The sequence below is a fragment of the Microbacterium saccharophilum genome, assembly GCF_007992455.1.
Lineage (GTDB): Bacteria > Actinomycetota > Actinomycetes > Actinomycetales > Microbacteriaceae > Microbacterium > Microbacterium saccharophilum.
The window spans coordinates 243841-268975 of sequence record NZ_BKAH01000001.1; the positions used below are offsets into that span (position 1 = coordinate 243841).

At 71.2% G+C, this 25135-nt stretch carries 22 protein-coding genes and 2 riboswitches; of the genes, 4 read left to right on the forward strand and 18 right to left on the reverse strand.

Features of this window, described 5'->3' with window-relative positions; translation table 11 throughout:
* Positions 1 to 67 precede the first annotated feature (67 nt).
* Together MSA03_RS01265 and dapE are read right to left on the reverse strand one after the other, a co-directional pair.
* Positions 68 to 1279 (reverse strand): hypothetical protein, encoded by a 1212-nt coding sequence (locus tag MSA03_RS01265; protein ID WP_147049348.1) that lies wholly within the window; start codon positions 1277 to 1279, stop codon positions 68 to 70.
* Positions 1261 to 2337: a succinyl-diaminopimelate desuccinylase gene (gene dapE, locus MSA03_RS01270; protein ID WP_147049349.1), complete on the reverse strand. Its 1077-nt coding sequence runs from the start codon at positions 2335 to 2337 to the stop codon at positions 1261 to 1263. Before dapE ends, MSA03_RS01265 begins: the two co-directional genes overlap by 19 nt.
* Before the next feature lie 54 nt (positions 2338 to 2391).
* On the opposite strand from dapE, the gene dapD reads away from it, so the two are divergent.
* Both dapD and ppk2 read left to right on the forward strand, forming a co-directional pair.
* Positions 2392 to 3336: a 2,3,4,5-tetrahydropyridine-2,6-dicarboxylate N-succinyltransferase gene (dapD, locus tag MSA03_RS01275; RefSeq protein ID WP_147049350.1), complete on the forward strand. Its 945-nt coding sequence runs from the start codon at positions 2392 to 2394 to the stop codon at positions 3334 to 3336.
* A 24-nt stretch (positions 3337 to 3360) separates the two neighbouring features.
* Positions 3361 to 4179: a polyphosphate kinase 2 gene (gene ppk2 / locus MSA03_RS01280; protein WP_174799823.1), complete on the forward strand. Its 819-nt coding sequence runs from the start codon at positions 3361 to 3363 to the stop codon at positions 4177 to 4179.
* A 1-nt stretch (position 4180) separates the two neighbouring features.
* Here the strand turns inward: ppk2 and MSA03_RS01285 are convergent, their stop codons facing one another.
* From MSA03_RS01285 to MSA03_RS01320, 8 genes are all read right to left on the reverse strand, one after another.
* Positions 4181 to 5476: a citrate synthase gene (locus MSA03_RS01285; RefSeq protein ID WP_147049351.1), complete on the reverse strand. Its 1296-nt coding sequence runs from the start codon at positions 5474 to 5476 to the stop codon at positions 4181 to 4183.
* A gap of 101 nt (positions 5477 to 5577) precedes the next feature.
* The gene (gene dapC / locus MSA03_RS01290) at positions 5578 to 6699 is read right to left on the reverse strand and encodes a succinyldiaminopimelate transaminase (RefSeq protein ID WP_147049352.1); all 1122 of its coding nucleotides are present in this window, start codon (positions 6697 to 6699) and stop codon (positions 5578 to 5580) included.
* A gap of 8 nt (positions 6700 to 6707) precedes the next feature.
* Positions 6708 to 7028 carry a ferredoxin gene (gene fdxA / locus MSA03_RS01295; RefSeq protein WP_028495254.1) on the reverse strand — a complete coding sequence of 107 codons (321 nt, stop codon included), beginning with the start codon at positions 7026 to 7028 and terminating at the stop codon, positions 6708 to 6710.
* 10 nt (positions 7029 to 7038) lie between these two features.
* Entirely contained in the window at positions 7039 to 7434 is a 396-nt protein-coding gene (locus MSA03_RS01300) for a DUF6113 family protein (RefSeq protein WP_307725219.1), read from the reverse strand.
* A 20-nt stretch (positions 7435 to 7454) separates the two neighbouring features.
* Complete coding sequence (locus MSA03_RS01305; RefSeq protein ID WP_028495252.1) at positions 7455 to 7769, reverse strand: AzlD domain-containing protein; 315 nt, start codon at positions 7767 to 7769, stop codon at positions 7455 to 7457.
* The gene (locus MSA03_RS01310; protein ID WP_147049353.1) at positions 7766 to 8503 is read right to left on the reverse strand and encodes an AzlC family ABC transporter permease; all 738 of its coding nucleotides are present in this window, start codon (positions 8501 to 8503) and stop codon (positions 7766 to 7768) included. Before MSA03_RS01310 ends, MSA03_RS01305 begins: the two co-directional genes overlap by 4 nt.
* Positions 8504 to 8509: 6 nt before the next feature.
* A complete protein-coding gene (gene typA / locus MSA03_RS01315; RefSeq protein WP_147049354.1) occupies positions 8510 to 10423 on the reverse strand; it encodes a translational GTPase TypA in 1914 nt (637 codons plus the stop codon).
* Between the two features lie 83 nt (positions 10424 to 10506).
* On the reverse strand, positions 10507 to 12297 hold the full coding sequence (locus tag MSA03_RS01320) for an ABC transporter ATP-binding protein (protein WP_147049355.1): 1791 nt from the start codon (positions 12295 to 12297) through the stop codon (positions 10507 to 10509).
* 44 nt (positions 12298 to 12341) lie between these two features.
* Here MSA03_RS01320 and MSA03_RS01325 point away from each other — a divergent pair, with 44 nt between their 5' ends.
* Positions 12342 to 12977, forward strand: coding sequence for a hypothetical protein (locus tag MSA03_RS01325; RefSeq protein WP_147049356.1), 636 nt, complete (start codon positions 12342 to 12344; stop codon positions 12975 to 12977).
* Between the two features lie 2 nt (positions 12978 to 12979).
* Here the strand turns inward: MSA03_RS01325 and MSA03_RS01330 are convergent, their stop codons facing one another.
* The 3 genes from MSA03_RS01330 to MSA03_RS01340 form a co-directional block, all read right to left on the reverse strand.
* Positions 12980 to 14071, reverse strand: a complete 1092-nt coding sequence (locus MSA03_RS01330) for an ABC transporter permease (protein WP_147049357.1) — start codon at positions 14069 to 14071, stop codon at positions 12980 to 12982.
* A gap of 1 nt (position 14072) precedes the next feature.
* Positions 14073 to 15599 (reverse strand): ABC transporter permease, encoded by a 1527-nt coding sequence (locus MSA03_RS01335; protein WP_147049358.1) that lies wholly within the window; start codon positions 15597 to 15599, stop codon positions 14073 to 14075.
* Positions 15600 to 15749: 150 nt separating this feature from the next.
* Positions 15750 to 17591 carry an ABC transporter family substrate-binding protein gene (locus MSA03_RS01340; RefSeq protein WP_147049359.1) on the reverse strand — a complete coding sequence of 614 codons (1842 nt, stop codon included), beginning with the start codon at positions 17589 to 17591 and terminating at the stop codon, positions 15750 to 15752.
* Positions 17592 to 17738: 147 nt separating this feature from the next.
* Here MSA03_RS01340 and MSA03_RS01345 point away from each other — a divergent pair, with 147 nt between their 5' ends.
* Positions 17739 to 18587: a CPBP family intramembrane glutamic endopeptidase gene (locus tag MSA03_RS01345; RefSeq protein WP_147049360.1), complete on the forward strand. Its 849-nt coding sequence runs from the start codon at positions 17739 to 17741 to the stop codon at positions 18585 to 18587.
* Here the strand turns inward: MSA03_RS01345 and MSA03_RS01350 are convergent.
* From MSA03_RS01350 to MSA03_RS01370, 5 genes are all read right to left on the reverse strand, one after another.
* Positions 18576 to 19238, reverse strand: coding sequence for a GntR family transcriptional regulator (locus tag MSA03_RS01350; RefSeq protein ID WP_147049361.1), 663 nt, complete (start codon positions 19236 to 19238; stop codon positions 18576 to 18578). The two genes, MSA03_RS01345 and MSA03_RS01350, sit on opposite strands and share 12 nt — an antisense overlap.
* 53 nt (positions 19239 to 19291) lie before the next feature.
* Complete coding sequence (gene gcvP / locus MSA03_RS01355) at positions 19292 to 22093, reverse strand: aminomethyl-transferring glycine dehydrogenase (RefSeq protein WP_218028790.1); 2802 nt, start codon at positions 22091 to 22093, stop codon at positions 19292 to 19294.
* A 53-nt stretch (positions 22094 to 22146) separates the two neighbouring features.
* A complete protein-coding gene (gene gcvH / locus MSA03_RS01360; protein ID WP_147049363.1) occupies positions 22147 to 22530 on the reverse strand; it encodes a glycine cleavage system protein GcvH in 384 nt (127 codons plus the stop codon).
* A complete protein-coding gene (gene gcvT, locus MSA03_RS01365; RefSeq protein WP_028495242.1) occupies positions 22527 to 23642 on the reverse strand; it encodes a glycine cleavage system aminomethyltransferase GcvT in 1116 nt (371 codons plus the stop codon). The genes gcvH and gcvT overlap by 4 nt, the downstream gene beginning before the upstream one ends.
* 46 nt (positions 23643 to 23688) lie before the next feature.
* Positions 23689 to 23782, reverse strand: a riboswitch (glycine riboswitch).
* Positions 23783 to 23885, reverse strand: a riboswitch (glycine riboswitch).
* Between the two features lie 41 nt (positions 23886 to 23926).
* A complete protein-coding gene (locus MSA03_RS01370; RefSeq protein ID WP_147049364.1) occupies positions 23927 to 25105 on the reverse strand; it encodes a MarP family serine protease in 1179 nt (392 codons plus the stop codon).
* Positions 25106 to 25135 lie beyond the last annotated feature (30 nt).

The window sequence follows — 25135 nt, forward strand, 5'->3', positions numbered from 1 at the left end:
AGTCAAGTTTAGCGGGAATGGCGGACACCGGCCGCGCGGGGTACCCGGGCAGCCGCTCTGCGGGCCGTCAGGGGATCTGGTAGTAGGTGTTCCCGAGCGCCAGCATGTTGTAGATCCACCACCACTGCCCGACAAGGCCGAGCGCCAGCATCCCGCCCCGCCATGCCCACGATCGGGGGACGGCGAGGGCGCCGTACAGCGGCGCGAGCGGCAGGAGGAGGCGGAAGAGGCTCGACTGCGGGAAGAAGACCGCCAGCAGATAGACGAGGTACGCCGCCGACCACAGCCGGATCTCCGTGCCGAGAACGCGCACCTGCGGCGCGAACAGCAGCGCCGCGGCCACCGCGAGAACGCATGCCGCCAGGGCTATCCAGCCCCACCACTCCGGCAGCCCCCACAGCCGGAACCAGAGCGCCGAGGCCTGCACGAAGCCGTCGAACGGCCGGAACGCGGCGTCCGGGTCACCTGTCCAGGACCGGCGCCAGGACAGCTCCGTCTCCAGATACGCCCCCGGCTCGCCCGTGACGAGTCCCGCGATCGCCTGCCAGGAGAACCCGACGGCGGCGGCGAGGAGCCCGAGCGCGACGATGTGCACGATCTCGCGGGCTCCGAGGGCATCGCGGCGGCGGCGCGCCCACCGGGCGATGCCGTACAGGGCCAGCAGCAGCGCGAACGCGAGCACGCCCGGCCGGGTGTATCCCATCAGCGGAATGAGCAGGTACAGCCACCCGAACCGGCGCCGCTGCAGCGCCCGCAGCGCGAGGAGCAGCCAGAGCAGGAACAGCGACTCGGCGTAGCCCATCTGGAAGAGGGCGGCGAGGGGGCCGCTCGCGAAGAGCGCGACGGCCCACAGCGCGGCGGTGCTGTCGAGGCGGCCGCGGAGCAGTGCGTGCAGCGCGAGGCACGCGAGGTAGCCCGCGACGAGCGAGATGAGGACGGCCGCGACGGGGTAGCCGGTGACGAGCCCGAGAATGCGGGCCAGCGCCGGGTAGACCGGCATGAACGCCCAGGCGTTCTCCGCGACGGCGCCGGACTCGTCGCGCGGCAGCTCGGACGGGTACCCGCCTGTCGCGACGAGCCAGTACCACTGCGCGTCCCAGCCCATCGAGAGGGAGCCGACGGTGGCGTCCGCGCCGAACCGGGATGCCGGGCCGGAGATCTCCGCGGCGAGGAGGAAGAAGAGGGTCGTGAGCGCCCGCGCCGCGAGGTAGACGATCGCGATGCGCAGCGCCGGCCGGGTCCCGGCGGGGGGCGACGCCGTCAGGGCGCCGTCAGCCACGCCCGCAGGCCCCGCTCGACGTCCTCGATCTGCGCGAGCGGCACCCGCTCCTCGTCGTGGTGCGCGAGGTGCGGGTCGCCCGGGCCGTAGTTGACGGCGGGAACGCCCATGGCGGAGAACCGCGCGACATCGGTCCAGCCGTACTTCGGGCGCGGCTCGGCCCCGACGGCGGCCACGAACTCCTGCGCGAGCGGCGCGTCCAGGCCCGGGCGCGCGCCGGCGGCGAGGTCGGTGATCTCGACGTCGAAGCCGGCGAACACGTCCCGGACGTGCGCTTCGGCCTCCTCGCCGCTGCGACTCGGGGCGAAGCGGTAGTTGACCTCCACCTCGCAGAGGTCGGGGATGACGTTGCCGGCCACCCCGCCGGAGATGCGGACGGCGTTCAGGCCCTCGCGGTAGACGAGGCCCTCCACCTCGACCTCGCGCGGGTGGTATTCGGCGAGACGGGCGAGGATGGGGGCGGCCTTGTGGATGGCGTTCTCGCCGATCCACGCGCGGGCGCTGTGCGAGCGCACGCCCGTCGTGCGCACGAGGGCGCGCAGGTTGCCGTTGCAGCCGCCTTCGACCTGACCGTTCGAGGGCTCGCCGAGGATCGCGAAGTCGCCCTCGAACAGGTCCGGCCGCGTGCGGGCGAGGCGGGTGAGGCCGTTCAGGTCGGCATCCACCTCCTCGTGGTCGTACCACATCCAGGTGAGGTCGACGCGCGGCGCGGCGAGCTCGGCGGCGAGCTTCAGCTGCACGGCGACGCCCGCCTTCATGTCGACGGTGCCGCGGCCCCAGAGGTACGCGGTGCCGTCCTCCGTCACGTCGCGCGTGGGGACGTTCGCGTTGATCGGGACGGTGTCGATGTGACCGGCGATCACGACCCGCCGGGCCCGCCCGAGCTGCGTGCGCGCCACGATCGTGTCGCCGTCGCGGAAGACGTCGAGGTGCCCCAGTGCGCTCACGGCGTCGAAGATCGCGTCAGCGAGGGGGGTCTCCTCCCCCGACACGCTCGGGATGTCGCAGATCGCGCGCGTCAGGTCGACGGAGGAGGCGGTGAGGTCGAGCCGGGGCATGGCGTCGAGTCTACCGAGGGCGTGCCCGGCTCCCGCGGCCGATACCCTGGAGGGATGAGCGAGGGACGTTGGGTGTGGGGCGCGGGACTGGCGACGATCGGTGCGAACGGCACCGTCCTGGACACGTGGTTCCCGGAGCCCGCCGCCGGCCGCGCCCCCGCCGACGTCGACACGGCCTCCCTCGCGGCGCTCGCGGGGCCGGATGAGCGCCGCGCCGTCGTCACCGAGGTCGTCGTCCTGGAGATCGACCTGGATGCCGCGCCCGCGGGCACGAGCGATGCCTACCTCCGGCTGCACGCCCTCTCGCACCTCCTCGTCCGCCCGAACGAGGTCAACCTCGACGGCATCTTCGGGCACCTGCCGAACATCGCGTGGACCAATGCGGGACCCGTGCACCCCGACGACGCCGCGCGCCTGCGCCCGCGGCTGCAGCGCGCCGGCATCCAGGTGCAGGGGCTGGACAAGTTCCCGCGCCTCACCGACTACGTGACGCCCCCGGGCGTGCGCATCGCCGACGCCTCGCGCGTGCGCCTGGGCGCCCACCTCTCCCCCGGCACGACCGTCATGCACGAGGGCTTCGTCAACTTCAACGCCGGGACGCTCGGGGCCTCCATGGTCGAGGGACGCATCTCGCAGGGCGTCGTCGTCGGCGACGGCAGCGACATCGGCGGCGGCGCATCCATCATGGGGACGCTCTCCGGCGGGGGCGCGCACCGCGTGTCGATCGGCGCCCGGACGCTCCTCGGCGCGAACGCCGGCATCGGCATCTCCCTCGGCGACGACTGCGTCGTGGAGGCGGGGCTGTACGTCACGGCCGGCACGAAGATCGTGCTGAGCGCCGAGCCGCCGCTGCACGACGGCTCCCGGCCCGTCGTCAAGGGCGCGCAGCTGTCCGGGCAGAACGGCCTGCTGTTCCGCCGCAACTCGCTGACCGGCGCCGTCGAGGCGGTGCGCCGCGAGGGCGTGGGCGTCACGCTCAACGAGGCCCTGCACGCCTGAGCCGCCCCGCCCTATGCTCGGGGCATGACCACCAGACGACGGCTGCCCAAGCGCCTGTACGAGGCGGAGCTGGCGCGCCTGCAGGCCCGCCTGGTGGACATGCAGGCCTGGGTCCAGGACACCGGCGCGCGCGTCGTGGTGATCTTCGAAGGACGCGATGCCGCCGGCAAGGGCTCGACGATCAGCCGCGTCGCGCAGTACCTCAATCCGCGCGTCACCCGGATCGTCGCGCTCCCGACCCCCACCGAGCGGGAGCGGACGCAGTGGTACTTCCAGCGCTACATCGCGCACCTGCCCGCCGCCGGCGAGATCGTGCTGATGGACCGGTCCTGGTACAACCGGGCCGGTGTCGAGCGCGTCATGGGGTTCTGCACCGACGCCGAGTACCACCGGTTCCTCCACCAGGCGCCGATCTTCGAGCGGATGCTCATCGAGGACGGCATCCTGCTGCTGAAGTACTGGTTCAGCGTCTCCGACGTCGAGCAGGAGCGCCGGTTCCGCTCGCGCAACGACGACCCGATGCGCCGCTGGAAGCTGAGCCCGAACGACGTCCTGTCGATCACGAAGTGGGAGGACTACTCGCGGGCGAAGGACGCCATGTTCGTGCACACCGACATCCCCGAGGCCCCCTGGCACGAGGTCGACAACGAGGACAAGCGGCGCGGACGGATCAACATGATCACGCACCTGCTGGACCAGATCCCGTACCGCGAGGTCACCCGGCCGCCGATCGAGATCCCGCCACGCCCCGAGCCGCGGGGCTACGTGCGGCCGCCCATCGAGCTGTCCGGCTACGTCCCGGACCGGGCGGCGCTCCTGCGGGGCGACGCCGCGGCGGACTGAGTCAGACCGCGCCGGGGTAGTCCCGGGCGGGCGCGCCCACGTAGAGCTGCTGCGGGCGGCCGATCTTCGTCTGCGGGTCGTACTGCATCTCGCGCCAGTGCGCGAGCCAGCCCGGGAGCCGGCCGATCGCGAAGAGCACCGTGAACATGCGCGTGGGGAAGCCCATCGCCTTGTAGATCACGCCGGTGTAGAAATCGACGTTGGGGTACAGCCGGCGCTCCTTGAAGTAGTCGTCGCTGAGCGCGAGCTCCTCGAGTTCCTTCGCCAGGTCCAGCAGCGGGTCGTTGACGCCGAGGGCTTCGAGGACCTCGTCGGCGGACTCCTTGACGAGCTTCGCGCGCGGGTCGTAGTTCTTGTAGACGCGGTGGCCGAAGCCCATGAGCTTGACCCCGTCCTCCTTGTTCTTGACCCGCTCGACGAAGCGCTGGACGCTCTCGCCGGAGTCGCGGATGCGCGCGAGCATGTCGAGCACGGCCTCGTTGGCGCCGCCGTGCAGCGGGCCGTACAGGGCGTTGATGCCGGCCGAGACGGAGGAGAACTGGTTCGCGCCGGTGGAGCCGACGAGCCGCACGGTCGACGTCGACGCGTTCTGCTCGTGGTCCTCGTGCAGGATGAGGAGGCGCTCCAGGGCGCGGGACATGACCGGGTCGACCTCGTACGGCTCGGCGAGGACGCCGAAGTTGAGCTTGAGGAAGTTGTCCACGAAGCTCATCGAGTTGTCCGGGTACAGGAACGCCTGGCCGATGCTCTTCTTGTGCGCGTAGGCGGCGATCACCGGCAGCTTCGCGAGCAGGCGGATGGTGTTCAGCTCGACGTGCTCGGGGTTGTTCGGGTCGGACTGGCCCTCGTAGTACGTGGAGAGGGCGGCGGTCGCGGCGGACAGCATCGACATGGGGTGGGCCGTGTGCGGGAGGGCGGAGAAGAAGCGCTTCAGGTCCTCGTGCAGCAGGGTGTGGCGCCGGATCTTCTCGTCGAACTCGCCGAGCTCGTCGGCCGTCGGCAGCTCGCCGTACAGCAGCAGCCAGGCGATCTCGAGGTAGGTCGAGTTCTTCGCGAGCTGCTCGATCGGGTAGCCGCGGTAGCGGAGGATCCCCTGATCACCGTCGATGTAGGTGATGGCCGACTTCGTGGCCGAGGTGTTCACGAACCCGTAGTCGAGGGTCGTGTGCCCGGTCTGCTTCGTGAAGGTGGAGAAGTCGACGCTCGGGACACCCGCGGTACCCGGCAGGACCGGCAGCTGCGCGGTCCGGTCACCGACGGTGACGGTGACCATCTGAGGGGTGTCCGCGTTGCTCACGCAGCCTCCTTGGATCGTCCGATGGGGTTCATTACAGCCTAGTCCGCGTGCGGGCCTACTCCGTTCGGCGCCAAAGGAACGCCGATTGCGTAGTGGATTCCCTACGAATCGCGGAGGGGTGATGCGGTCAGCCGCGCCGCTGCCGCGGCGATCCGCTCGTCGCTCGCGGTCAGCGAGAAGCGCACGTGCTGCGGGAAGCCGGTGCCGTAGAAGTGGCCGGGGCCGGCGAGGATGCCGCGCTCGGCGAGGCGCCCCATGGTGGCCCAGGCATCCTCCCCCGCGGTCGCCCAGAGGTACAGCCCGCCCTCGCTGTGGTCGATGCGCAGCCCCGTGGCCTCGACGGCGGGGCGGAGGACGGCGCGGCGGGCGCGGTACAGCTCCTTCTGCGCCGCGACGTGGGCGTCGTCGCCGAGCGCCGCCGTCATGGCGGCCTGCACGGGCGCCGGCAGCATGAGTCCGAGGTGCTTGCGGGCCGTCAGCAGGCGCGCGACGATGGCGCGGTCGCCGGCGAGGAAGGCCGCGCGGTAGCCGGCCAGGTTCGACTGCTTGCTGAGCGAGTAGACCGACAGGATGCCGGTGGCATCGCCGTCCGTGACGCGCGGGTCGAGGATGCTCGGGACCGGCGTCCGCGCCCACTCCCCGTCCCAGCCGAGTTCGGCATAGCACTCGTCGGAGGCCAGCACCGCGCCGAGTTCCCGCGCACGTCGGACGGCCGCGCGGAGGTCCGCCACGCCGAGGACCCGGCCGTCGGGGTTGCCCGGGGAGTTCAGCCACACGAGGCGCGTGCCGGCGGGCCAGTCGGCAGGGTCGTCGCCGGGGAGGGGCGTCGCGCCGACGAGACGCGCACCCACCTCGTAGGTCGGGTAGGCGGCACGGGGGTGCACGACGACGTCGCCGGCGCCGAGCCCGAGGAGGAGCGGCAGGAGCGCGACGAGCTCCTTCGATCCGACCGTGGGCAGGACCTGGTCGACGCTCAGCCCGGGGACGCCGCGGCGCCGCGCGTACCAGGCGACGACGGCTTCACGCAGGGCGGGCGTGCCGACGGTCTGCGGATAGGCGTGCGCGTCGGTGGCCGCGCGCAGGGCGCCCGCCACGACATCCGGTGTCGGGTCGACGGGTGAGCCGATCGAGAGGTCGACGATGCCGTCCGGGTGCGCCTGCGCGGTGCGGGCGTAGGGGGCGACGGCATCCCACGGATAGTCGGCGAGGTCGCTGACGGCCACGGCGGGACTCAGTGGCTCTGCGGAGGGAGCGCGGCGATCACGGGGTGATCCTTCGCGATGACGCCGACCTTGGCGGCGCCGCCCGGCGAGCCGATGTCCTGGAAGAACTCGACGTTGGCGGTGTAGTAGTCCTGCCACTCGTCGGGCAGGTCGTCCTCGTAGTAGATCGCCTCGACGGGGCACACGGGCTCGCAGGCGCCGCAGTCGACGCACTCGTCGGGGTGGATGTACAGCGACCGTTCGCCTTCGTAGATGCAGTCGACGGGGCACTCGTCGATGCAGGCTCGGTCCTTGACATCCACGCACGGGAGGGCGATCACATACGTCACGGGGACCAGTCTAGTTCGTGGTCGAGGGGCGGGTCGTCGACGGCCACGCGACGACGATCGCGACGATGATCGGCACGGCGAGGGTCCAGACGATGCCGGTGGAGAGCTGCCCGTCCTCCGGCGCGGGGACGACGACGGAGCCCCCCGGACCGCGCCCGGAGAAGACGAGCGTCGCGACCATGGCCCCGAGGCCGGTCGCGAGCGCCGCCCAGCGGTCGGAAGTCAGCAGACGCACCGCGAGCAGGAGCGCGCCGATGCCGAGCACGGCGACGAGGAGTCCGAGCGGGAACCAGCCCCACTGCGCGGCCTGGCCGACGGTGCCCGCCACGCCGTACACCGCGCCGGTCAGGAGGGCGACGGCCCAGGTCCCCACACGCGCCACCGACCCGTTCATCGACACACCCACCGCGTCAGTCTAGGCGGCGCTCAGGCCGCCCATCCCCACAGCCGCAGGAGCGCCGCGACGACGGCGGCGGCGATCACGACGACGAGGAAGGGCGCCCGCAGCAGGAGGAGGCCCGCCGCGGCCAGCAGGGCAGGGACGCGCGCGTCGACGACGACGTCCTGGCCGGCGCCGAGGGTCTGGACGGCCACGAGGGCCGCGAGGAGGGCGACGGTGAGCAGGTCGGTGATGCGCGACGGCGTCGGCGCCTCGAACCAGCGCGGCGGGATGAGGTAGCCGAGCGTCTTGAGGGCGACGCACACGATGGACGCCACGAGGACGGCGTTCCAGAGGGTCACGGCAGCCCCTCCCGCTCCGGGACGTCGTCCGGCTCGGCGCCGGGCGGCTCCCCCGCTCCCAGCCAGTTCGTCCAGCCGACGACGACGGCGACGACGGCGGCGAGGAGGACCGGCAGCCCGGGCATCAGCACGGGCGTCACGGCCGTCGCGACGACGGCCGCGGCGACCCCGACGGCGATCGCCTGCCGGCGTCGGAGGCGCGGCCAGAGCAGCGCGAGGAAGGCCGCCGCGGCGGCGGCATCCAATCCGTACGCGCGCACATCGCCCAGCACGTCGCCGAGGAGGGCGCCGGCGAGGGTCGAGAGGTTCCAGCCGAGGTAGATCCCGATGCCGGTGACCCAGAACCCGATCCGCCGGGCGGGGAGCGAGACCTGCGCGAGGGAGACCGCCGTGGACTCGTCGATCGTGAACTGCGCCGCGGCCGCGCGCCGCCAGAAGCCCTCCCCGACGACCGGCGACATCCGCAGCCCGTAGGCGATGTTGCGGGCCCCCAGGAGACCCGCCGACGCGATCGCGGCGGGCGCGGCGGCGAGGCCGCCCGCGCCGATGACGCCGACGAAGGCGAACTGCGACCCTCCCGTGAACATGAGGAGGCTCAGGACGCAGGTCTGCCAGACATCGAGTCCGGATGCCACCGCGAGCGCGCCGAAGGACACGCCGTACGCGCTCGTGGCGAGCGCCACGCCGAGACCGTCACGCCAGGCGCGGCGTGCCTCGTCGCGTTCGGCCGGCATCCCCGATCAGGCGTTCGCGTCCTGGCGCTTCAGCCGCGCCGTGGCGCGGCCGCGGGCGGTCGCGTCGAGCTCGACCTTGCGGATGCGCACGATCTCCGGGGTCACCTCGACGCACTCGTCGTCGCGGGCGAACTCGAGGCTCTCCTCGAGGGACAGCTGCCGCGGGGGCGTCATCGACTCGAAGGAGTCCGAGGTGGAAGAGCGCATGTTGGTGAGCTTCTTCTCCTTCGTGGTGTTGACGTCCATGTCGTCGGCGCGGGAGTTCTCGCCGATGACCATGCCCTCGTAGACCTCCTGCGTGGGCTGCACGAAGAACGACATGCGCTCCTGCAGCGCGATGATCGCGAACGGGGTGACGACGCCGCTGCGGTCGGCGACGATCGAGCCGTTCTGGCGCGTCACGATCTGACCTGCCCACGGCTCGTAGCCGTGCGAGATGGCGTTGGCGATGCCGGTGCCGCGCGTGGTCGTGAGGAACTCCGTGCGGAAGCCGATGAGGCCGCGGGAGGGGACGACGAACTCCATGCGCACCCAGCCGGTGCCGTGGTTCGTCATGTTCTCCATGCGGCCCTTGCGGGCGGCGAGCAGCTGCGTGATGGCGCCGAGGTACTCCTCGGGCGCGTCGATCGTGAGGTGCTCGAACGGCTCGTAGGTCTTGCCGTCGACCTTCTTCGTGACCACCTGCGGCTTGCCGACGGTGAGCTCGAAGCCCTCGCGGCGCATGTTCTCGACGAGGATCGCGAGGGCGAGCTCGCCGCGGCCCTGCACCTCCCACGCGTCCGGACGGCCGATGTCGACGACCTTGAGCGAGACGTTGCCGATGAGCTCCCGGTCGAGGCGGTCCTTCACCATGCGCGCCGTGAGCTTGTGGCCCTTCACCTTCCCGACGAGCGGGGAGGTGTTCGTCCCGATCGTCATGGAGATGGCGGGGTCGTCGACGGTGATGGCCGGGAGGGGACGGATGTCGTCGGGGTCGGCGATGGTCTCGCCGATCGTGATGTCCTCGAAGCCGGCGATCGCGACGATGTCGCCGGGGCCGGCGCTCTCCGCCGGGTAGCGGTCCAGGGCACGGGTCTTCAGCAGCTCCGTGATGCGGGCGTTGCTGGTCGTGCCGTCCGAGCGCACCCAGGCGACGGTCTGGCCCTTCTTGAGGGTGCCGTTGAAGACGCGCAGCAGCGCGAGGCGGCCGAGGAACGGCGAGGAGTCGAGGTTCGTGACCCACGCCTGCAGCGGCGCCTCGTCGTCGTACGCGGGAGCCGGCACGTGCTGGAGGATCGCCTCGAACAGCGGCTCGAGGTCGCCGTTGTCGGGCAGCTCGCCGTTGGCGGGGCGGTTGCGCGATGCGGCGCCGGCGCGGCCCGACGCGTACACGACGGGCACGTCGAGCAGCGCGTCGACGTCGAGGTCGGGCACGTCGTCGACGAGGTCGGACGCGAGGCCCAGCAGCAGGTCGTGCGCCTCCTCCTCGACCTCGGCGATGCGGGCGTCGGGGCGGTCCGTCTTGTTGACCAGCAGGATGACGGGGAGCTTCGCCTCGAGGGCCTTGCGCAGCACGAAGCGGGTCTGCGGCAGCGGACCCTCGCTGGCGTCGACGAGCAGCACGACGCCGTCGACCATGGACAGGCCGCGCTCGACCTCGCCGCCGAAGTCGGCGTGACCGGGCGTGTCGATCACGTTGATCGTGACGGGGCCGTCGGTCGCGTGGAGGCCGGAGTAGGTGATCGCCGTGTTCTTGGCGAGGATCGTGATGCCCTTTTCGCGCTCGAGGTCGTTGGAGTCCATGGCGCGCTCCTCCATGTGCTCGTGCGAGCCGAAGGAGCCCGTCTGGCGCAGCATGGCGTCGACGAGGGTCGTCTTGCCGTGGTCGACGTGCGCGACGATTGCGACGTTGCGGAGGTCCGGACGGAGGGCATGCGCCATGAAGATGTTCCTAAGCAGAATGGGGGTGCGCCGGGATGCCGACGTTCCATTCTACTCGGCGATGCTGAATCCGCCGTCAGCGACTACGCGTGCGGCAGCTCCGGCGGCAGACCGGGCTCTCCCGACACGCCGCCGGCGACGGGCCGCGAGGGCGTCTCGTCGTCATCGACCTGCACCCCGGAGGCCTTCAGCTCGTCCAGCACGCGGCGCCGCTCCTCGCGGCGCACGGCCTGCTCGGTCGGGTCCGGGACCGGGATCGCCGCGATGAGGCGCTTCGTGTACGCCTGCTGCGGGTTCCGGAGGATCTGGTCGGGCGTCCCCTCCTCGACGAGCTTGCCGTGGTTCATCACCACGATGCGGTCGGCCAGGCGGTCGACGACGGCGAGGTCGTGGCTGACGAACAGGCACGCGAAGCCGAGTTCGGCCTGGATCTCCTCGAGGAGGTCGAGCACGCGCGCCTGCACCGACACGTCCAGCGCGCTCGTGGGCTCGTCGGCGATGAGCAGGTTCGGCTTGAGCGCGAGCGCCCGGGCGATGCCGATGCGCTGACGCTGGCCGCCGGACAGCTCGTGCGGGTAGCGGTTGCGGAAGGAGCGGGGCAGCTCGACCTGGTCGAGCAGCTCCTCCACCCGGACGCCGATCTCCTTGTCGGTGAAGTCCCCGAGGAGCTTCAGCGGCTCGCCGATGGACTCCCCGACGGGCCAGCGCGGGTTCAGCGACGAGCCCGGGTCCTGGAAGACGATGCCGATGTTCTTGCGGAGCTCGCGGAGGTCGCCGGGCTTGATGCCCACCATCTCCACGCCCTCGACCTTCGCCGAACCCTCCTTGAAGGGCAGCAGGCCGATGGCGCCGCGGGCGACCGTGGTCTTCCCGGAGCCCGACTCCCCCACGAGGCCGACGATCTCGCCGGGGTGGATGGAGAAGCTGACCTGGTCGACCGCGCGGAAGGCGGGGACGCGGCGGCGGCCCGGGTACTCGATGACCGCGTCGCGCAGCTCGAGGACGGGGGCGCCGGCGCGGACCGTCTTGCCCTCGCTCGTGTAGCCCAGGCGCGGGACCGCGGCGAGCAGCTCCTGCGTGTACGGGTGCTCGGGCTCGTCGAAGATCTTGTGCACGGTGCCGCGCTCGACGACGTCGCCGGTGCGCATGACGATGACGTTGTCGGCGAGGTCGGCGACGACGCCGAGGTCGTGCGTGATGATCACGATGGCGCTGTTGAGGCGCTTGTGGAGGTTGCGCAGCAGCTCGAGGATCTCGGCCTGGATCGTGACGTCGAGCGCCGTCGTCGGCTCGTCCGCGATGAGCAGGTCGGGGTCGCACGAGATGGCCTGCGCGATCATGGCGCGCTGGCGCTGGCCGCCGGAGAGCTGGTGCGGGAAGGAGTCGAACGCCTTCTGCGGGTCGGGCATCTCCACGAGGCGCAGCAGCTCGAGCGCGCGCTCCTTCGCCTGGTGCGGCGGCATGTGGCTGTGCACGCGGATCGACTCGACGATCTGGAACCCGATCCGGTACACCGGGTTCAGCGCCGTCATGGGCTCCTGGAAGATGACGGCGATCTTGTTGCCGCGCACCTTCCGGAGGTTCTCCGTCGGGGCGTTGAGGATCTCGCGCCCGTTGAGCTTGACGCTGCCGCGCGAGCGGGAGTTCGGGGGAAGCAGCCCCAGGAGGGACATGCTGCTGACCGACTTGCCGGAGCCGGACTCGCCGACGATGGCGAGCACCTCGCCGGGGTGCACGACGTAGTCCATGTCGCGGACCGCATTGACCCATTCGCCGTTGACCCAGAAGTCGACCGCGAGGCCGGAGACCTCGATGATCGGCGCATCCTTCTCCGTGGTGTGCGCGAGCTCGTCAGTGATGTCGACCGTGCTCATACCGAGGCACCGTCCTCTCCCGTGGGTCGTGAAAGCATGAAGTCATGAGTGTGCAGCAGCCGGCCGAGCCCATCGTCTTCCGATCGACGTTCGGCATCGTGCTGACGGTGGTGATGTGGGCGATCGCCGCCGCGGGGATCGTCGCCTCGGTGCTCACCGGCGCGGGTGCGGTCCCCGTCGCCCTGCTGGGCGCCCTGGCCTGGTTCGTGTGGCTCGCCTACTGGCGGCCGTGCGTCGTGACCGATGCGCGCGGCGTGGTCCTGCGGAACCTGCTGAGCGACGTGGACATCCCGTTCGATGCGATCGAGGACGTCGACACGCGCTACTCGCTGCAGGTGCGCGCCGACGGCCGCGTCTGGTCGGCGTGGGGCGCACCCGCGCCGGGCGGCGCGTCCGCCATCCGCTCCGGCACGCGGCGTCCGCGCGCCGGCGACCTCGAGTCGTGGCGCGACACTCCCCGCGCGGTGCGCGAGGCCGGGTCGGCTCGCGCCGGCGACGCCGTGACGACGGCTTCCGGCGCGCCCGCCACGGTGATCCGCCGGGAATTGGAGCGTCGCGAGCGCCACGGCATCCGCCGCGACGAGACCGCGCGCGTCACGGTGACGCGGCATCCCGTGCTGACGGCCGTCAGCGCGGTCGTGCTGGTGCTCGCCGCCGCCGCGGTGCTGCTGGGCGGCTGACACTAGCCCCGCCCCTTCGCACCGAGCACGGGCTCCGCCGCGTCGGCGTCCGGCTCGACGGCATCCGCGTCGCGGCGGAAGACCTTGTCGAAGACCTGGCGGTACGGGCCCTTCTTCCCGGGCATGCGGCGCTGACGCGGGTCGAACGCGTCGCGGAGGCCGTCGCCGATGAAGTTGACGCACAGCGCGATCGCGATGATGAACAGACCCGGCCACCAGAACAGCCACGGCCGCGAGGCGAAGGCGCCCTGGTACTGGTTGAGGATCTGGCCGAGCGACACGTCGGGGCTCTTCACGCCGACGCCGAGGAAGCTCAGGGCCGCCTCGGTGAGGATGGCGCCGGACATGAGCAGCGAGATGGCGACGATCACGACGCCCATGGCGTTGGGCAGGATGTGCTTGAACAGGATGTGCGTGTTCGCGGCGCCGGCGACCCGGGCCGCGTCGACGAACTCGCGCTCGCGGAGCGAGAGGAACTCGCCGCGGACGAGTCGCGCGAGCGCCGTCCAGCCGAACAGGCCCAGCGCGATCGCGAGGACGGGGGCGCCGAACTCACCCGTGGCGCGGCCGATGACTGCGGCGAGGATGAGGAACGGGACGATGATGATGATGTCGGTGAAGCGCATCAGGACCGCGTCGACCCAGCCCCGGTAGAAGCCGGCGACGGCGCCGATGACGATGCCGAGGACGCCGGCGACGAGCCCGTACAGGAGCATCACGATGATGGACTGCTGCGCCCCGCGCATGACGAGCGCGAAGATGTCGCGGCCGATCTCATCCTGACCGAACGGGAACGCGCCGAAGTCGAACGGGAGCACCCAGGTCGGCGCCCCACCCGGCAGGGCGACGTCGAAGCGGTCGAGGTAGGTGTGCGGGTACCAGCCCGGGATCTTCAGGCCGAAGATGTCGAATCCGACGGACGAGTAGATGAGGATCGCCATGAGGCCGAGCGCCACCATCGCGGACAGCGCGCCGCGGTGCCGGAAGAAGCGGCGGCGGACGATCGTGCCCTGGCTGAGGCCTTCGACCTCGCGCTGCTCGATCGTCAGGACCTCGTTGATCGAGGACGTGGGAGTCGGTTCTTTGCGTGCCATGTCAGTTCACCCGGATCCGGGGGTCGAGCGCCGAGTACGTGAGGTCGGCGATGAGGTTGAAGACGATCGTCACGATGCTCGTGATGAGGAAGATCGCCATCACGGTGTTGAGGTCGACCTGGAGGATCGCCTGCACGAACATGCGTCCGACGCCGTTCCAGCCGAACACCGTCTCCGTGATCGCCGCACCGCCGATGATGCCGCCGATCTCGAACGCGATGAGCGTCGTGATCGGGATCATGGCGTTGCGGAAGGCGTGCCGCATGATGACGGTGCGCTCGCTCAGGCCCTTGGCCCGCGCCGTGCGCACGTAGTCCTGGTTCATGACCTCCAGCAGGCTCGCGCGGGAGTAGCGGCTCCACGCGGCCAGCGACAGCAGCATGAGCGCGAGGGTCGGCAGCAGCAGGTGCGTGAACTGGTCGAGCGTCTGGATCCAGACCGACCCCTTGAGGTTCGGGGTCGAGGCCCCGATCGTCGCGATCGGACGCCCCTTGGTGAGCGAGACGTAGTCCGGCCAGTACTGCATGATCCGGTCGACGAGGATCAGGATCGACGACACGACCGCCGTGATGATGCCCGCGCGGACCGAGGACGCGCGTTCGTCGCCGCCGAAGATGTAGGCCGCGCCGATCGCGATGCCGATCATGACGGCGAACACGATGAGCCACGACAGGTAGTTCGGGACGTAGAAGAAGAGGTAGTTGAAGGGGAACCACAGGGCGGCGCCGGCCACCGCGACGGTCAGCGCCGTGTAGATCACCTTGCGGTTGGAGAAGCCGGCCGTCACGAACACGACGGCGAACGCGGCCGCGACGCCGATCAGCAGGATGCCGAGGATGCCGAGCTGCGGCGTGTCGAGCCAGCCGGTGTACAGGACGAAGAACAGGCCGGCACCGACGACGAGGGTCGCGACGCCGAAGTTGAGGAAGTACTTCCGCGCCGCCCCGCCGACGATGCTCGCCCAGACGAATCCGAGCACCACCGCCGCTATGACCACGACCCATGGCGCGAGGACGGGATCTGCGAGGAAGTTGTTGAAGCCGATGGCGACGTACATCTTCAGCAGCTGCGCGACCCAGAAGACGGGGAGGGAGAAGAAGAGGAACGCGACGAAGGTGACCGAGTAGTCGAAGCCGCTGTACTGCCGCAGGGCCGTGGCCATGCCGATCGAGATGCCCAGCAGGATCGCGAGCACCGTTGCCGCGGTCACGAGCTGGACGGTCTGGCCGATGCCGATGCCGACCTGGGCCGCCACTTCCTGGCCCTTGATGTTGAATCCGAGGTCGATGTCGCCGACGAACATCTTCAGGACGCCGCCCAGCCAGATGAAGTAGCGGAGCGGGGGTGGCACGTCGAGGTTGAGCTGCGAGATCTTCGCCGCGATGAGCGCGTCACGGTTCGGCGCGGTGGACTGGCGCAGGTCCTCGAGGGGGTCGCCGGCGTAGGCGGCGAGGATGTAGATGAGATAGCTCGCCGCGAAGACGATGAGCACCGCTGCGATGAGGCGGCGGACGATGTAGCTGAACACGTTCGAGTGGTTCCCTCTCTCGTGAGCCCGGGTGAAGGCCCAACGTAAGACATTACGGCACCGGGTCGCGATGCCTCATGCCCAGGGGAAGGGGGCGCCGGCGTGCCGGCGCCCCCTCCTGTAGGGGTTTTACCTGATGGTCCTCAGGATTTACTCCGCTGCGGCGTCCGCCGGAGCCCACTCCCAGAAGTTCCAGAAGTAGGTCGGGCTCAGGAAGCCGGGAACCACGCCGGTCGTCTCTTCGCTCCAGGCGGTGATGCCGGGGAACTGGAAGATCGGAACCGACCAGGCCTGCTCGCCGATGATGCGCTCGGCCTCGGCCTGCAGCTCGACCTGCTTGTCCACGTCCGCCGTGCCGGCGAGCTCGTCGAAGATGTCGTCGAGCTCGGGGACCGACCAGCCGTAGTAGTTGTTCAGGCCACCGGTCTGGTAGTTCGCCGCCGACTCGCCCACGGCGGTCGAGGTGGACTGCCAGCCGAACAGGGCTGCGTCGTACTCGCTCGTCGCGGTGCCGAGCGCCGAACCCCAGTCCTGACGCGACGCGTCGACGAGCGTGAAGCCCGCTGCCTCGGCGTACGGCTGGATGAGCAGGAACTCCTGCTTGCGGCGCTCGTTGGTGTTCGAGAACAGCAGACGGACGGTCGGGTTGGTGGCGCCGGCCTCAGCCAGCAGCGCCTTCGCGCCGTCGACGTCGGGCTCGGTCATCTCCGGGTAGCCGTTGACCTCGGCAGCGGCCTCCGCACCGGGCGTGCCCGGGAGGAAGATCTGCGAGTTGCGCAGCTCGGCGTCCGGCTGCAGCGGCTGGATGAGCTTCTCGAGGATCTCCTGGCGGGGGATGATCGAGAGGAACGCCTGACGGACCTTGAGGGCCTTCTCAGCGTCGCCGCCGTAGGTGGCCGGGTCGAACGGGCCGCCGTTGGTGACCTGGAGGTCGATGTGCTCGTAGGTGCCCTCCGGGGAGCCTTCGTACTCGACGCCGGGGACGCCGGCCTCGAGCAGGCTGGCGATGTCAGCGGTGGGCTGGCCGGACGCGATCGAGATCTCGCCGTTCTCCAGCGCCGTGATCTGCGCCTGCATGTCGGGGATGACACGGACCGTGATGGTTTCGTACTTCGGCGACGGGCCCCACGTGTAGTCGGGGTTCGCCTCGAGGGTCGTGTAGCCGTCCGTCGCGTTGATCTCGGTGATCATGTACGGGCCGTTGCCGAGGAGCTGCAGCGGGTTCTCCGGCGTGCCGGAGGAGAACTTGTAGTCCTGGTTGTACGACTTCGAGACCGGCGCGAGCCACTCGAGGTCCTTCTCCTGGATGGCCTTGACGAGGTCGTCCTTGGCCTTCTGCTCGTCGCCCTCCTTGTACTCGTCCGGGTAGGCGAGCATGACGGTGCCGTGCGCGGCGACCTCGGCGCCGGTGAGGGCGAGCTCCCAGTCGACGTAGAACTCGTCGTAGACCGTGGTCAGCGAGCGGCCGTCGTCACCGATCTCCGGGGTCTCCGAGACGAGGTCCAGGCCGTAGTCCTCGGACGCGCCCGTGTTCCAGAACGTGCCGCTCTGGCCGGTGAGCTCACCGGTCTCCTCGTCGATGGTGCCTTCGCCGTCCTGGAGGTGGGTCGTGTTGGCGGCCCACTGCAGGAGGAGGTCGGCGGCGTCGACGGGGGTGCCGTCGGTCCACTTCACGCCGTCGTTGATCGTGTACTTGACCGTCAGCGGGTCCTCGGAGACGAGCTCGTACGTGCCGAACTCGGTGTCCTGCACCAGTTCGCTGTCGGCGTCGTAGTACGAGAAGCCCGACTTGGCCATGTAGTTGACGACGGCGTTCGACGTCGCGTTGGTGTCGGCGAGCCCGTCGTTCCATGCGTAATAGAAGTCGTTCCAGGCGACGGTGATGCTCGTCCCCTCGATGACCTCCGACTCGCGCGGCGGGGTGCAGCCGGAGAGCACGAGAGCTCCCACAGCCACAACGCCCACACCCGCGACCAGACGTGTGATCTTCACTCTGATTCCTCCTGTGCAGGGATATGTGTTCTCTGCGAAGGCCTGTGGCATTCGCTGAACACGGATGAGGAAACCATAGGCAAAGCGGCATCACTGATCAAAACCAAAGCGCAAAGCGTTACATGCTCTTTACTCAGCGTGCGCATGATGTGGCAATCTGACAACGTGCCCGCACCGCCGTTCGCCCCCGCCTGGCCCGTCGGTACCGGCCGGACGCGGCTGTGGTGGGAGATCGCGATCGTCCTCGCGCTCTCGATCGGGCGCTCGGCGGTCTACTCGGTCGTCGCGCTCGTCCAGGCCCTCACGCGCGACGTCGCCCTGGGCGATCAGCAGACCTCGCTGAACCCGGGGGCGAGCGCGCAGGAGTTCTGGGATGTGCTCTCCCAGTTCCTCAGCCAGCTCTTCGCGTTCGCGCCCATCGTGCTCGCCGTCTACCTGCTGTGGGAGCCCGGCGTCTCGGCGCTGCGCCGGATCGGGCTCGACTTCCGCATGTTCGGGCGCGATCTGGGGGCCGGCCTCCTGTTCGTCCTCGTGATCGGGGTGCCAGGGCTCGCGCTCTACGCGGCGGGTCGTGCGCTCGGGATCACGGTGCAGGTCGACGCGTCACCGCTCGACCCCTCGTGGTGGACCATCCCGCTGCTGCTGCTGGCCGCGCTCCGGGCGGGCCTCACGGAGGAGGTGATCCTCCTCGGCTACCTCTTCGATCGGCTGCGACGCCTCGGCTGGGGCACGTGGACGATCATCCTGTCCACGGCGGCGCTGCGCGGCGCCTACCACGCGTACCAAGGGTTCGGCTCGATCATCGGCAACGCCGCGATGGGCATCGTGTTCGGATGGGCCTACCAGCGCTGGGGCCGGGTCATGCCGCTGGTGATCGCACACGTCGTCATCGACGTCGTCGCCTTCGTGGGGTATCCCCTCGCCGCCGCGCTGCTGCCCGGCGTGTTCGCTCCGCCGGTCGGCCCCACACCGTCCCCGACGCCGTCATCCTCCTGAGCCCCCGCCGGGCACCGGCAGGCTGTGCCACGTTCGGAACACCAGCGCGGATGCCGCATCGGCGTCACGGGCGGCGCACACCGCGATCAGCTGCTCGTGGCGCTCGAGCGACGTGAAGCGGTCCAGCGACACGAAGCGCAGCACCTCGGCGCGGCGGAGGACCGGGCTGTACCGGTCGAGGACGGCGACGAGCGCGTCGTTGCCGGACGCCCGCACGAGCACGTCATGGAAGTCGTCGTCGGCGGCCACGGCCGCGACGGCGTCCTCCGCCGCGAGCGCCGCGCGGAACCGGGCGTTGGCGTCCCGCATCCGGTCGAGGTGCTCCTCCGACAGGGCGGGGACGGCGGTGCGGGCGGCGAGGGCATGCATCGCCGCGACGACGTCGCGGGCGTCGCGGACGGCGTCCTCCTCGAGTTCCGCGACGGCCGTCGACCGGCCGGGGCGCGCGACGATGAGCCCACTCTCGGCGAGACGCAGCAGCGCCTCCCGGACGGGCGTGCGGCTCACGCCGAGCCACTCCGCGAGGTCGCCGTCCTTGAGGTTCTCCCCCGGCGCGAAGGTGCCGTCGACGATCGCGTCCCGGAGGCGGGTGTACACGTCGTCACGGAGGAGGGAGCGGCCGAGCGAGCCGGACGTCGCGGGGATGGGCATGCGATGTATTGCACACAGGATTCCGCGCCGCGTCAAACCCGCCGGCGCCGCGACTACGCGAAGGCCTCCGGCGGGGGGCAGGCGCAGACGAGGTTCCGGTCGCCGTACGCGTTGTCGATGCGGCGGACGGGCGGCCAGTACTTCGACCGCATCTGGGCCCGCACGGGGAAGACGGCGCGCTCGCGGCTGTACGGGTGCGCCCACTCCCCCACGACGACGGATTCCGCCGTGTGCGGGGCGTTCACGAGCGGGTTGTCATCCGCGGGCCACTCGCCGGCGGCGACGGCATCCGCTTCCGCGCGGATCGCGATCATCGCCTCGATGAACCGCTCGATCTCGCCGAGGTTCTCCGATTCGGTGGGCTCCACCATGAGCGTACCGGCGACCGGGAACGACATCGTCGGCGCGTGGAAGCCGTAGTCGATGAGCCGCTTCGCGACGTCGTCGACGGTGATGCCGGTCTGCTCCTTGAGCGGCCGGAGATCGAGGATGCACTCGTGCGCCACGAGCCCGCCCGCACCGGCGTACAGCACGGGGTAGTGCGCCTGCAGGCGGTGCGCGATGTGGTTGGCGGCGAGCACGGCGGCGCCGGTCGCGTCCCGCAGTCCGTCCGCCCCCATCATCCGCACGTACGCCCACGAGATCGGCAGGATGGATGCGGAGCCGTAGGGCGCCGCCGAGACGGGTCCGCCGTCGAAGACGAACCCGCCGGCGTGCTCGGCGCGCTGCGCGAGCGGGTGGCTCGGCAGGTACGGCGCGAGGTGCGCCTTGGCCGCGACGGGGCCGACGCCCGGGCCGCCGCCGCCGTGCGGGATCGCGAACGTCTTGTGCAGGTTGAGGTGCGACACGTCGCCGCCCAGGTCGCCGAAGCGCGCGAAGCCGAGGAGGGCGTTGAGGTTCGCGCCGTCGACGTAGACCTGGCCGCCGGCGTCGTGGACGGCGCCGGTGATCTCCAGCACGTCGTGCTCGTACACGCCGTGCGTGGACGGGTAGGTGATCATGAGCGCCGCGAGACGGTCCGCGTGCGCCGCGATCTTCGCGCGCAGGTCGGCGAGGTCGACGTTGCCCGCCTCGTCGCAGGCGACGACGACGACGCTCATGCCGGCCAGCACGGCCGACGCCGCGTTCGTGCCGTGCGCGGACGACGGGATGAGGCACACGTCCCGGTGCGCTTCGCCGCGTGCGTGATGGAAGCCGCGGATCGCGAGGAGTCCGGCGAGCTCGCCCTGCGAGCCGGCGTTGGGCTGCAGCGAGACGGCGTCGTAGCCGGTGACCTCGGCGAGCCAGGACTCGAGCTGCTCGATCATGACGAGGTAGCCCGCGACGTCCTCGGCGGGCGCGAACGGGTGCACGCGGGCGAACTCGGGCCACGACACCGCCGCCATCTCGGTGGCGGCGTTGAGCTTCATGGTGCAGGACCCGAGCGGGATCATGCCGCGGTCCAGCGCGTAGTCGCGGTCGGCGAGCTGCTTGAGATAGCGCATCATCGCCGTCTCGGAGCGGTGGGTGTTGAAGACGGGATGCGTGAGGTACTCGTCGTCGCGGCGCAGGTTCGCCGGCACGGCCGTCTCCGTGGCGACGGCGAACGCCCGCATGTCCTGGCCGTCGAACGCCTGCACGAGGACGTGCAGCTCGTCGGTCGTCGTCGTCTCGTCGACCGAGATGCCGACGGAGTCGCTGTCGCGGAACCACAGCTGGAAACCGCGGCCGCGGGCGAGCTCGACGAGCTCCCCCGCGCGTCCGGGCGCACGGACGACGACGGTGTCGAAGAAGTCGTCGTGCAGCACCTCGTGGCCCGCCGCGACGAGCCAGTCGCGCAGCAGGACCGCCTTGCCGGCGACGTCCTGCGCGATTGCGCGGAGCCCGTCCGGGCCGTGGTACACGGCGTACATCGACGCCATGACGGCCAGCAGCACCTGCGCCGTGCAGATGTTGCTCGTGGCCTTCTCGCGGCGGATGTGCTGCTCGCGGGTCTGCAGCGACAGACGGTAGGCGGGGTGGCCTGCGGCGTCCTGCGAGACGCCGACGAGGCGGCCGGGCAGCTGGCGCTCGAGACCCGCACGGACGGCGAGGTAGCCGGCGTGCGGGCCGCCGAAGCCCATCGGCACGCCGAAGCGCTGCGTCGTGCCGACGGCGATGTCGGCGCCGAGCGATCCGGGCGAGCGCAGGAGCGTCAGTGCGAGCAGGTCCGCGGCGACCACGACGAGTCCGCCCTGCGCCTGCACGGCGGCGATGACCTCGGAGGGGTCCCACACGCGGCCGGTGGCGCCGGGGTACTGCACGAACGCGCCGAACACGTCGATGTCCTCCGGCGGCGGCGACTGGTCGTACGCCGTCTCGTGCAGCCGGATGCCGAGGGCCGCCGCCCGGTGCGCGAGGAGGGCCTTCGTCTGCGGGAGCGCATCGGCGTCGACGAGGAAGACGTCCGAGCGCGACTTCGACGCCCGGCGGGCGAGCAGCATCCCCTCCACGACGGCCGTGGACTCGTCGAGCATCGACGCGCCCGCCGTCGCGAGACCGGTCAGGTCGGTGACCATGGTCTGGAAGTTGATGAGCGCCTCCAGGCGCCCCTGCGAGATCTCCGGCTGGTACGGCGTGTACGCGGTGTACCAGGAGGGGTTCTCCAACACGTTCCGGGCGATCACCGACGGCGTGACGGTGTCGTAATAGCCCAGGCCGATGAGGCTGCGGGCGGGCCGGTTGAGCGCGGCGAGACCGCGGAGCTCGGCGAGCGCCTCGGCTTCGCTCGCCGCCGGCGGGATGACGCTGTCGCGCACGGGCGCGACGTGGATGGATGCCGGGACCGCGCGCTGCACGAGCGCGTCGAGGCTGTCGTACCCGAGACCGTCGAGCATCTGCCGCTGCGCGGCGGCGTCGGTGCCGATGTGCCGGGCGGTGAAGGGGACGGTCACTGATCGCCGCCCGTGAGCGCGACGTAGGCGGCGCGGTCCAGGAGGGCGTCGACGGCGGCCGCGTCGACCCTGACCTTGATGAGCCAGCCGGCCTCGTACGGCGCGGCGTTCACGAGCGACGGGTCGTCCACGGCGGCGTCGTTGATCTCCACGACCTCGCCGGTCAGCGGCGCGTAGAGCTCGCCGACCGACTTCGTCGACTCAATCTCGCCGCACACCGAGTCGGCGGTGACGGTCGCACCCACGGCGGGCAGGTCGACGTAGACGACGTCGCCGAGCTTGTCGGCGGCGTAATCGGTGATGCCGACGGTCGCGATGTCGCCGTCGACGGCGACCCACTCGTGCTCGGCGGTGTACTTCAGGGCGGTGAGATCGGTCATGTTGTCCTCCGGTAGAAGGGAAGGGCGGTCACGGTGGCGGGGATGGCGGTCCCCCGCACGTCGATGGTCAGTTCGGTGCCCGGCGCGCTGAGGCCCGGCGCGACGTAGGCCATCGCGATCGGGTGGCCGAGCGTCGGGCTGAGGGCCCCGCTCGTGACCTCACCGACGACGGCGTCGGCGCTGCGGACCGGGTAGCCGGCACGGCCGGCGCGGCGGCCCTCGGAGACGAGGCCGACGAGGACGGGCGCGTCCTCGGGGAGCGGTGCGGCGAGGCCGCTCTGCCCGACGAAGGACTCCTTGCCGGCGGCGACGACGCGGCCGAGGCCGGCCTGTGCGGGGCGGACGTCGAGGGACAGCTCATGGCCGTACAACGGCATGCCGGCCTCGAGGCGGAGCGTGTCGCGGGAGGCGAGCCCGGCGGGGACGAGTCCGCGGTCGGCCCCGGCGGCGCGCAGCGCGTCCCAGAGCGCCACGGCGGCGGCCGCCGGGACGAGCAGCTCGAACCCGTCCTCGCCGGTGTAGCCGGTGCGGGCGACGAGCAGCGGCTCGCCCTCGAACGTCGCGCGGACGGCGGCGTAGTACGGCAGGTCGGCCAGCGGCGACTCCCACCCCTCGATCCCCGCCGTGGCCTCCACGACCGAGCGGGCGAGCGGACCCTGCACGGCGAGGAGGGCGAAGCTGTCGCTCGCGTCCTCGACCGCGACGCTTCCGGCGAACGCCTGCGCCCGCTCGGCGAGCGCCGCGGCGACGGGCTCGCGGTTGCCGGCGTTGGCGATGACGAGGTACCAGCCCTCGTCGAGGCGGTAGACGATGACGTCGTCGAGGATGCCGCCGGATTCGGCGAGGACGAGGCTGTACTTCGCCTTGCCGAGGGCGAGGGTGGAAAGCCGTCCGGCGAGCGCGTAGTCCAGGAACGCTCCGGCGTCGGGGCCTTCGACGATGAACTCGGCCATGTGCGAGATGTCGAAGAGGCCCGCGGCGGTGCGGACGGCGTGGTGCTCTGCGAGGTCGGAGGTGTACCGGACGGGCATCTCCCACCCGCCGAAGTCGGTGAAGGACGCGCCGAGCGCCTCGTGGCGCTCGCGGAGCGGTGTACTGCGGGGCGATGTCATGAGTTCTCCCGACGCGGACGGGCGGACGCCGGGATCGGCATCCGTGAACTCCCCCTCTGTCATGGGCCTGAGAGCTTCACCGGGCGCACAGGCCCGGCTTTCACCGTCGGCGGATTCGAAGAATCGCTTTTCAGAGCGGCCGGACGTGGGCGGTACGCGGACCTGAGAGATTGGCGGGGAGGCTTGCTCCTTCGGTGCCCGACCCGCGTGCGCGGCGGTGCGGGGCTCTCCCGCACACGTCATGCGGCCTGTCTTCAGTTACCTGCTCAGCATAGCGGCAGGGATCACCCCAGACACCGCCCCGTGGAGACGGCATCGTCCGCGCTCGAGACGCGGTCGAGGACCGGCAGCAGCTCGGCGTTCGTCATGGCGAATCCGCGGCCGCTGCCGTCGTCGCCGCGGGCGAAGACGACGCCGGCGACCTGACCGTCCGCCGTGAGGAGCGGGCCGCCGGAGTTGCCCGGCTGCACCGCGGCCTGGAGAGCGAAGATCTCGCGGGGGGTCGCGGCCTCCTCGTAGATGTCGAGCACGGGGACGACGCCGGCGGAGAGGACGTGGGCGGGGGTGCTCGTGAACGGTCCGCCGAGCGGGTAGCCCTGCACGACGGCGGCAGACCCGGCCGCCAGCGTCTCGACCGTCGGCAGCGGCGCGGCGTCGAGCCCCTCCACGGCGAGGGCGGCGAGGTCGTCGACGGGGTCGAAGTAGACGACGCGCGCGTCGCGGGCGGCACCGCCGGGAAGCTGCACGAGCGGCGCGTCGACCCCCGCGACGACGTGCGCGTTCGTGATGACGAGCCCGTCCTCCGCGACGAACCCCGAGCCGGTGACGCTGACGCCGCACGCGTACGCGGTGCCGCTGATCCGCGCGACGGAGGCGGCGGCCGCCTGGAGCTCCGGGTCGTCGAGGGCGACCGCCGGCGCCGTGGGCGCGACGGTCGGGCCGATGAGCTCGGCCAGCTGCTCGCCGACCCGCGGGATGCCCTCGTCGATCACGAGGGAGCGCAGCTGCGCGACGGCCTGATCCACGGCCGGCGGCGTGATGCGGTCGATGAGGTCGAGCACGCGGGAGGAGGCGACCGCGGAGGAGAGGCCGGGGATGCCGGCCGCCGTCACCGACGCCGACACGAGCAGCAGCACGACGGTCGCCGCCAGCACGTTGAGGACGGCGCCGAGCCCGCGGTCGAGGATCCGCAGCTTCGACCGCTCCACGCCGCGACGCAGCGCCCGCCCGACGGCGGATCCCGCCACGCCGCCGAGCACCACGATGCCCACGGCCGCTGCGGCGAGGGCGGCGCCGCGCCACTCCGCGACCCGGATCACCCTGCCGAGGAGGGGCACCAGCAGGAGGGCCCCGACGGCGCCCGCGACGATTCCCGCGATCGTGCCGGCGGTGGCGACGAAGCCGCGCAGGATGCCGGCGAGCAGCGCCACGATCAGCACGAGCACGATGAGGATGTCGACCACGCCGCCAGCGTAGGGGGTGCACCTGATTGC

Coding starts and splice junctions, on each gene's coding strand:
- MSA03_RS01320 (WP_147049355.1), bottom strand. CDS start 12,297: ATGAGCACGGTCGACATCACTGACGAGCTCGCGCACACCACGGAGAAG.
- typA (WP_147049354.1), bottom strand. CDS start 10,423: ATGGCGCATGCCCTCCGTCCGGACCTCCGCAACGTCGCAATCGTCGCG.
- dapE (WP_147049349.1), bottom strand. CDS start 2,337: ATGCCCCGGCTCGACCTCACCGCCTCCTCCGTCGACCTGACGCGCGCG.
- MSA03_RS01330 (WP_147049357.1), bottom strand. CDS start 14,071: ATGGCACGCAAAGAACCGACTCCCACGTCCTCGATCAACGAGGTCCTG.
- MSA03_RS01345 (WP_147049360.1), top strand. CDS start 17,739: ATGTGGCAATCTGACAACGTGCCCGCACCGCCGTTCGCCCCCGCCTGG.
- gcvH (WP_147049363.1), bottom strand. CDS start 22,530: ATGACCGATCTCACCGCCCTGAAGTACACCGCCGAGCACGAGTGGGTC.
- gcvP (WP_218028790.1), bottom strand. CDS start 22,093: ATGCTCGACGGTCTCGGGTACGACAGCCTCGACGCGCTCGTGCAGCGC.
- MSA03_RS01350 (WP_147049361.1), bottom strand. CDS start 19,238: ATGCCCATCCCCGCGACGTCCGGCTCGCTCGGCCGCTCCCTCCTCCGT.
- dapD (WP_147049350.1), top strand. CDS start 2,392: ATGAGCGAGGGACGTTGGGTGTGGGGCGCGGGACTGGCGACGATCGGT.
- MSA03_RS01310 (WP_147049353.1), bottom strand. CDS start 8,503: ATGCCGGCCGAACGCGACGAGGCACGCCGCGCCTGGCGTGACGGTCTC.
- ppk2 (WP_174799823.1), top strand. CDS start 3,361: ATGACCACCAGACGACGGCTGCCCAAGCGCCTGTACGAGGCGGAGCTG.
- gcvT (WP_028495242.1), bottom strand. CDS start 23,642: ATGACATCGCCCCGCAGTACACCGCTCCGCGAGCGCCACGAGGCGCTC.
- MSA03_RS01325 (WP_147049356.1), top strand. CDS start 12,342: ATGAGTGTGCAGCAGCCGGCCGAGCCCATCGTCTTCCGATCGACGTTC.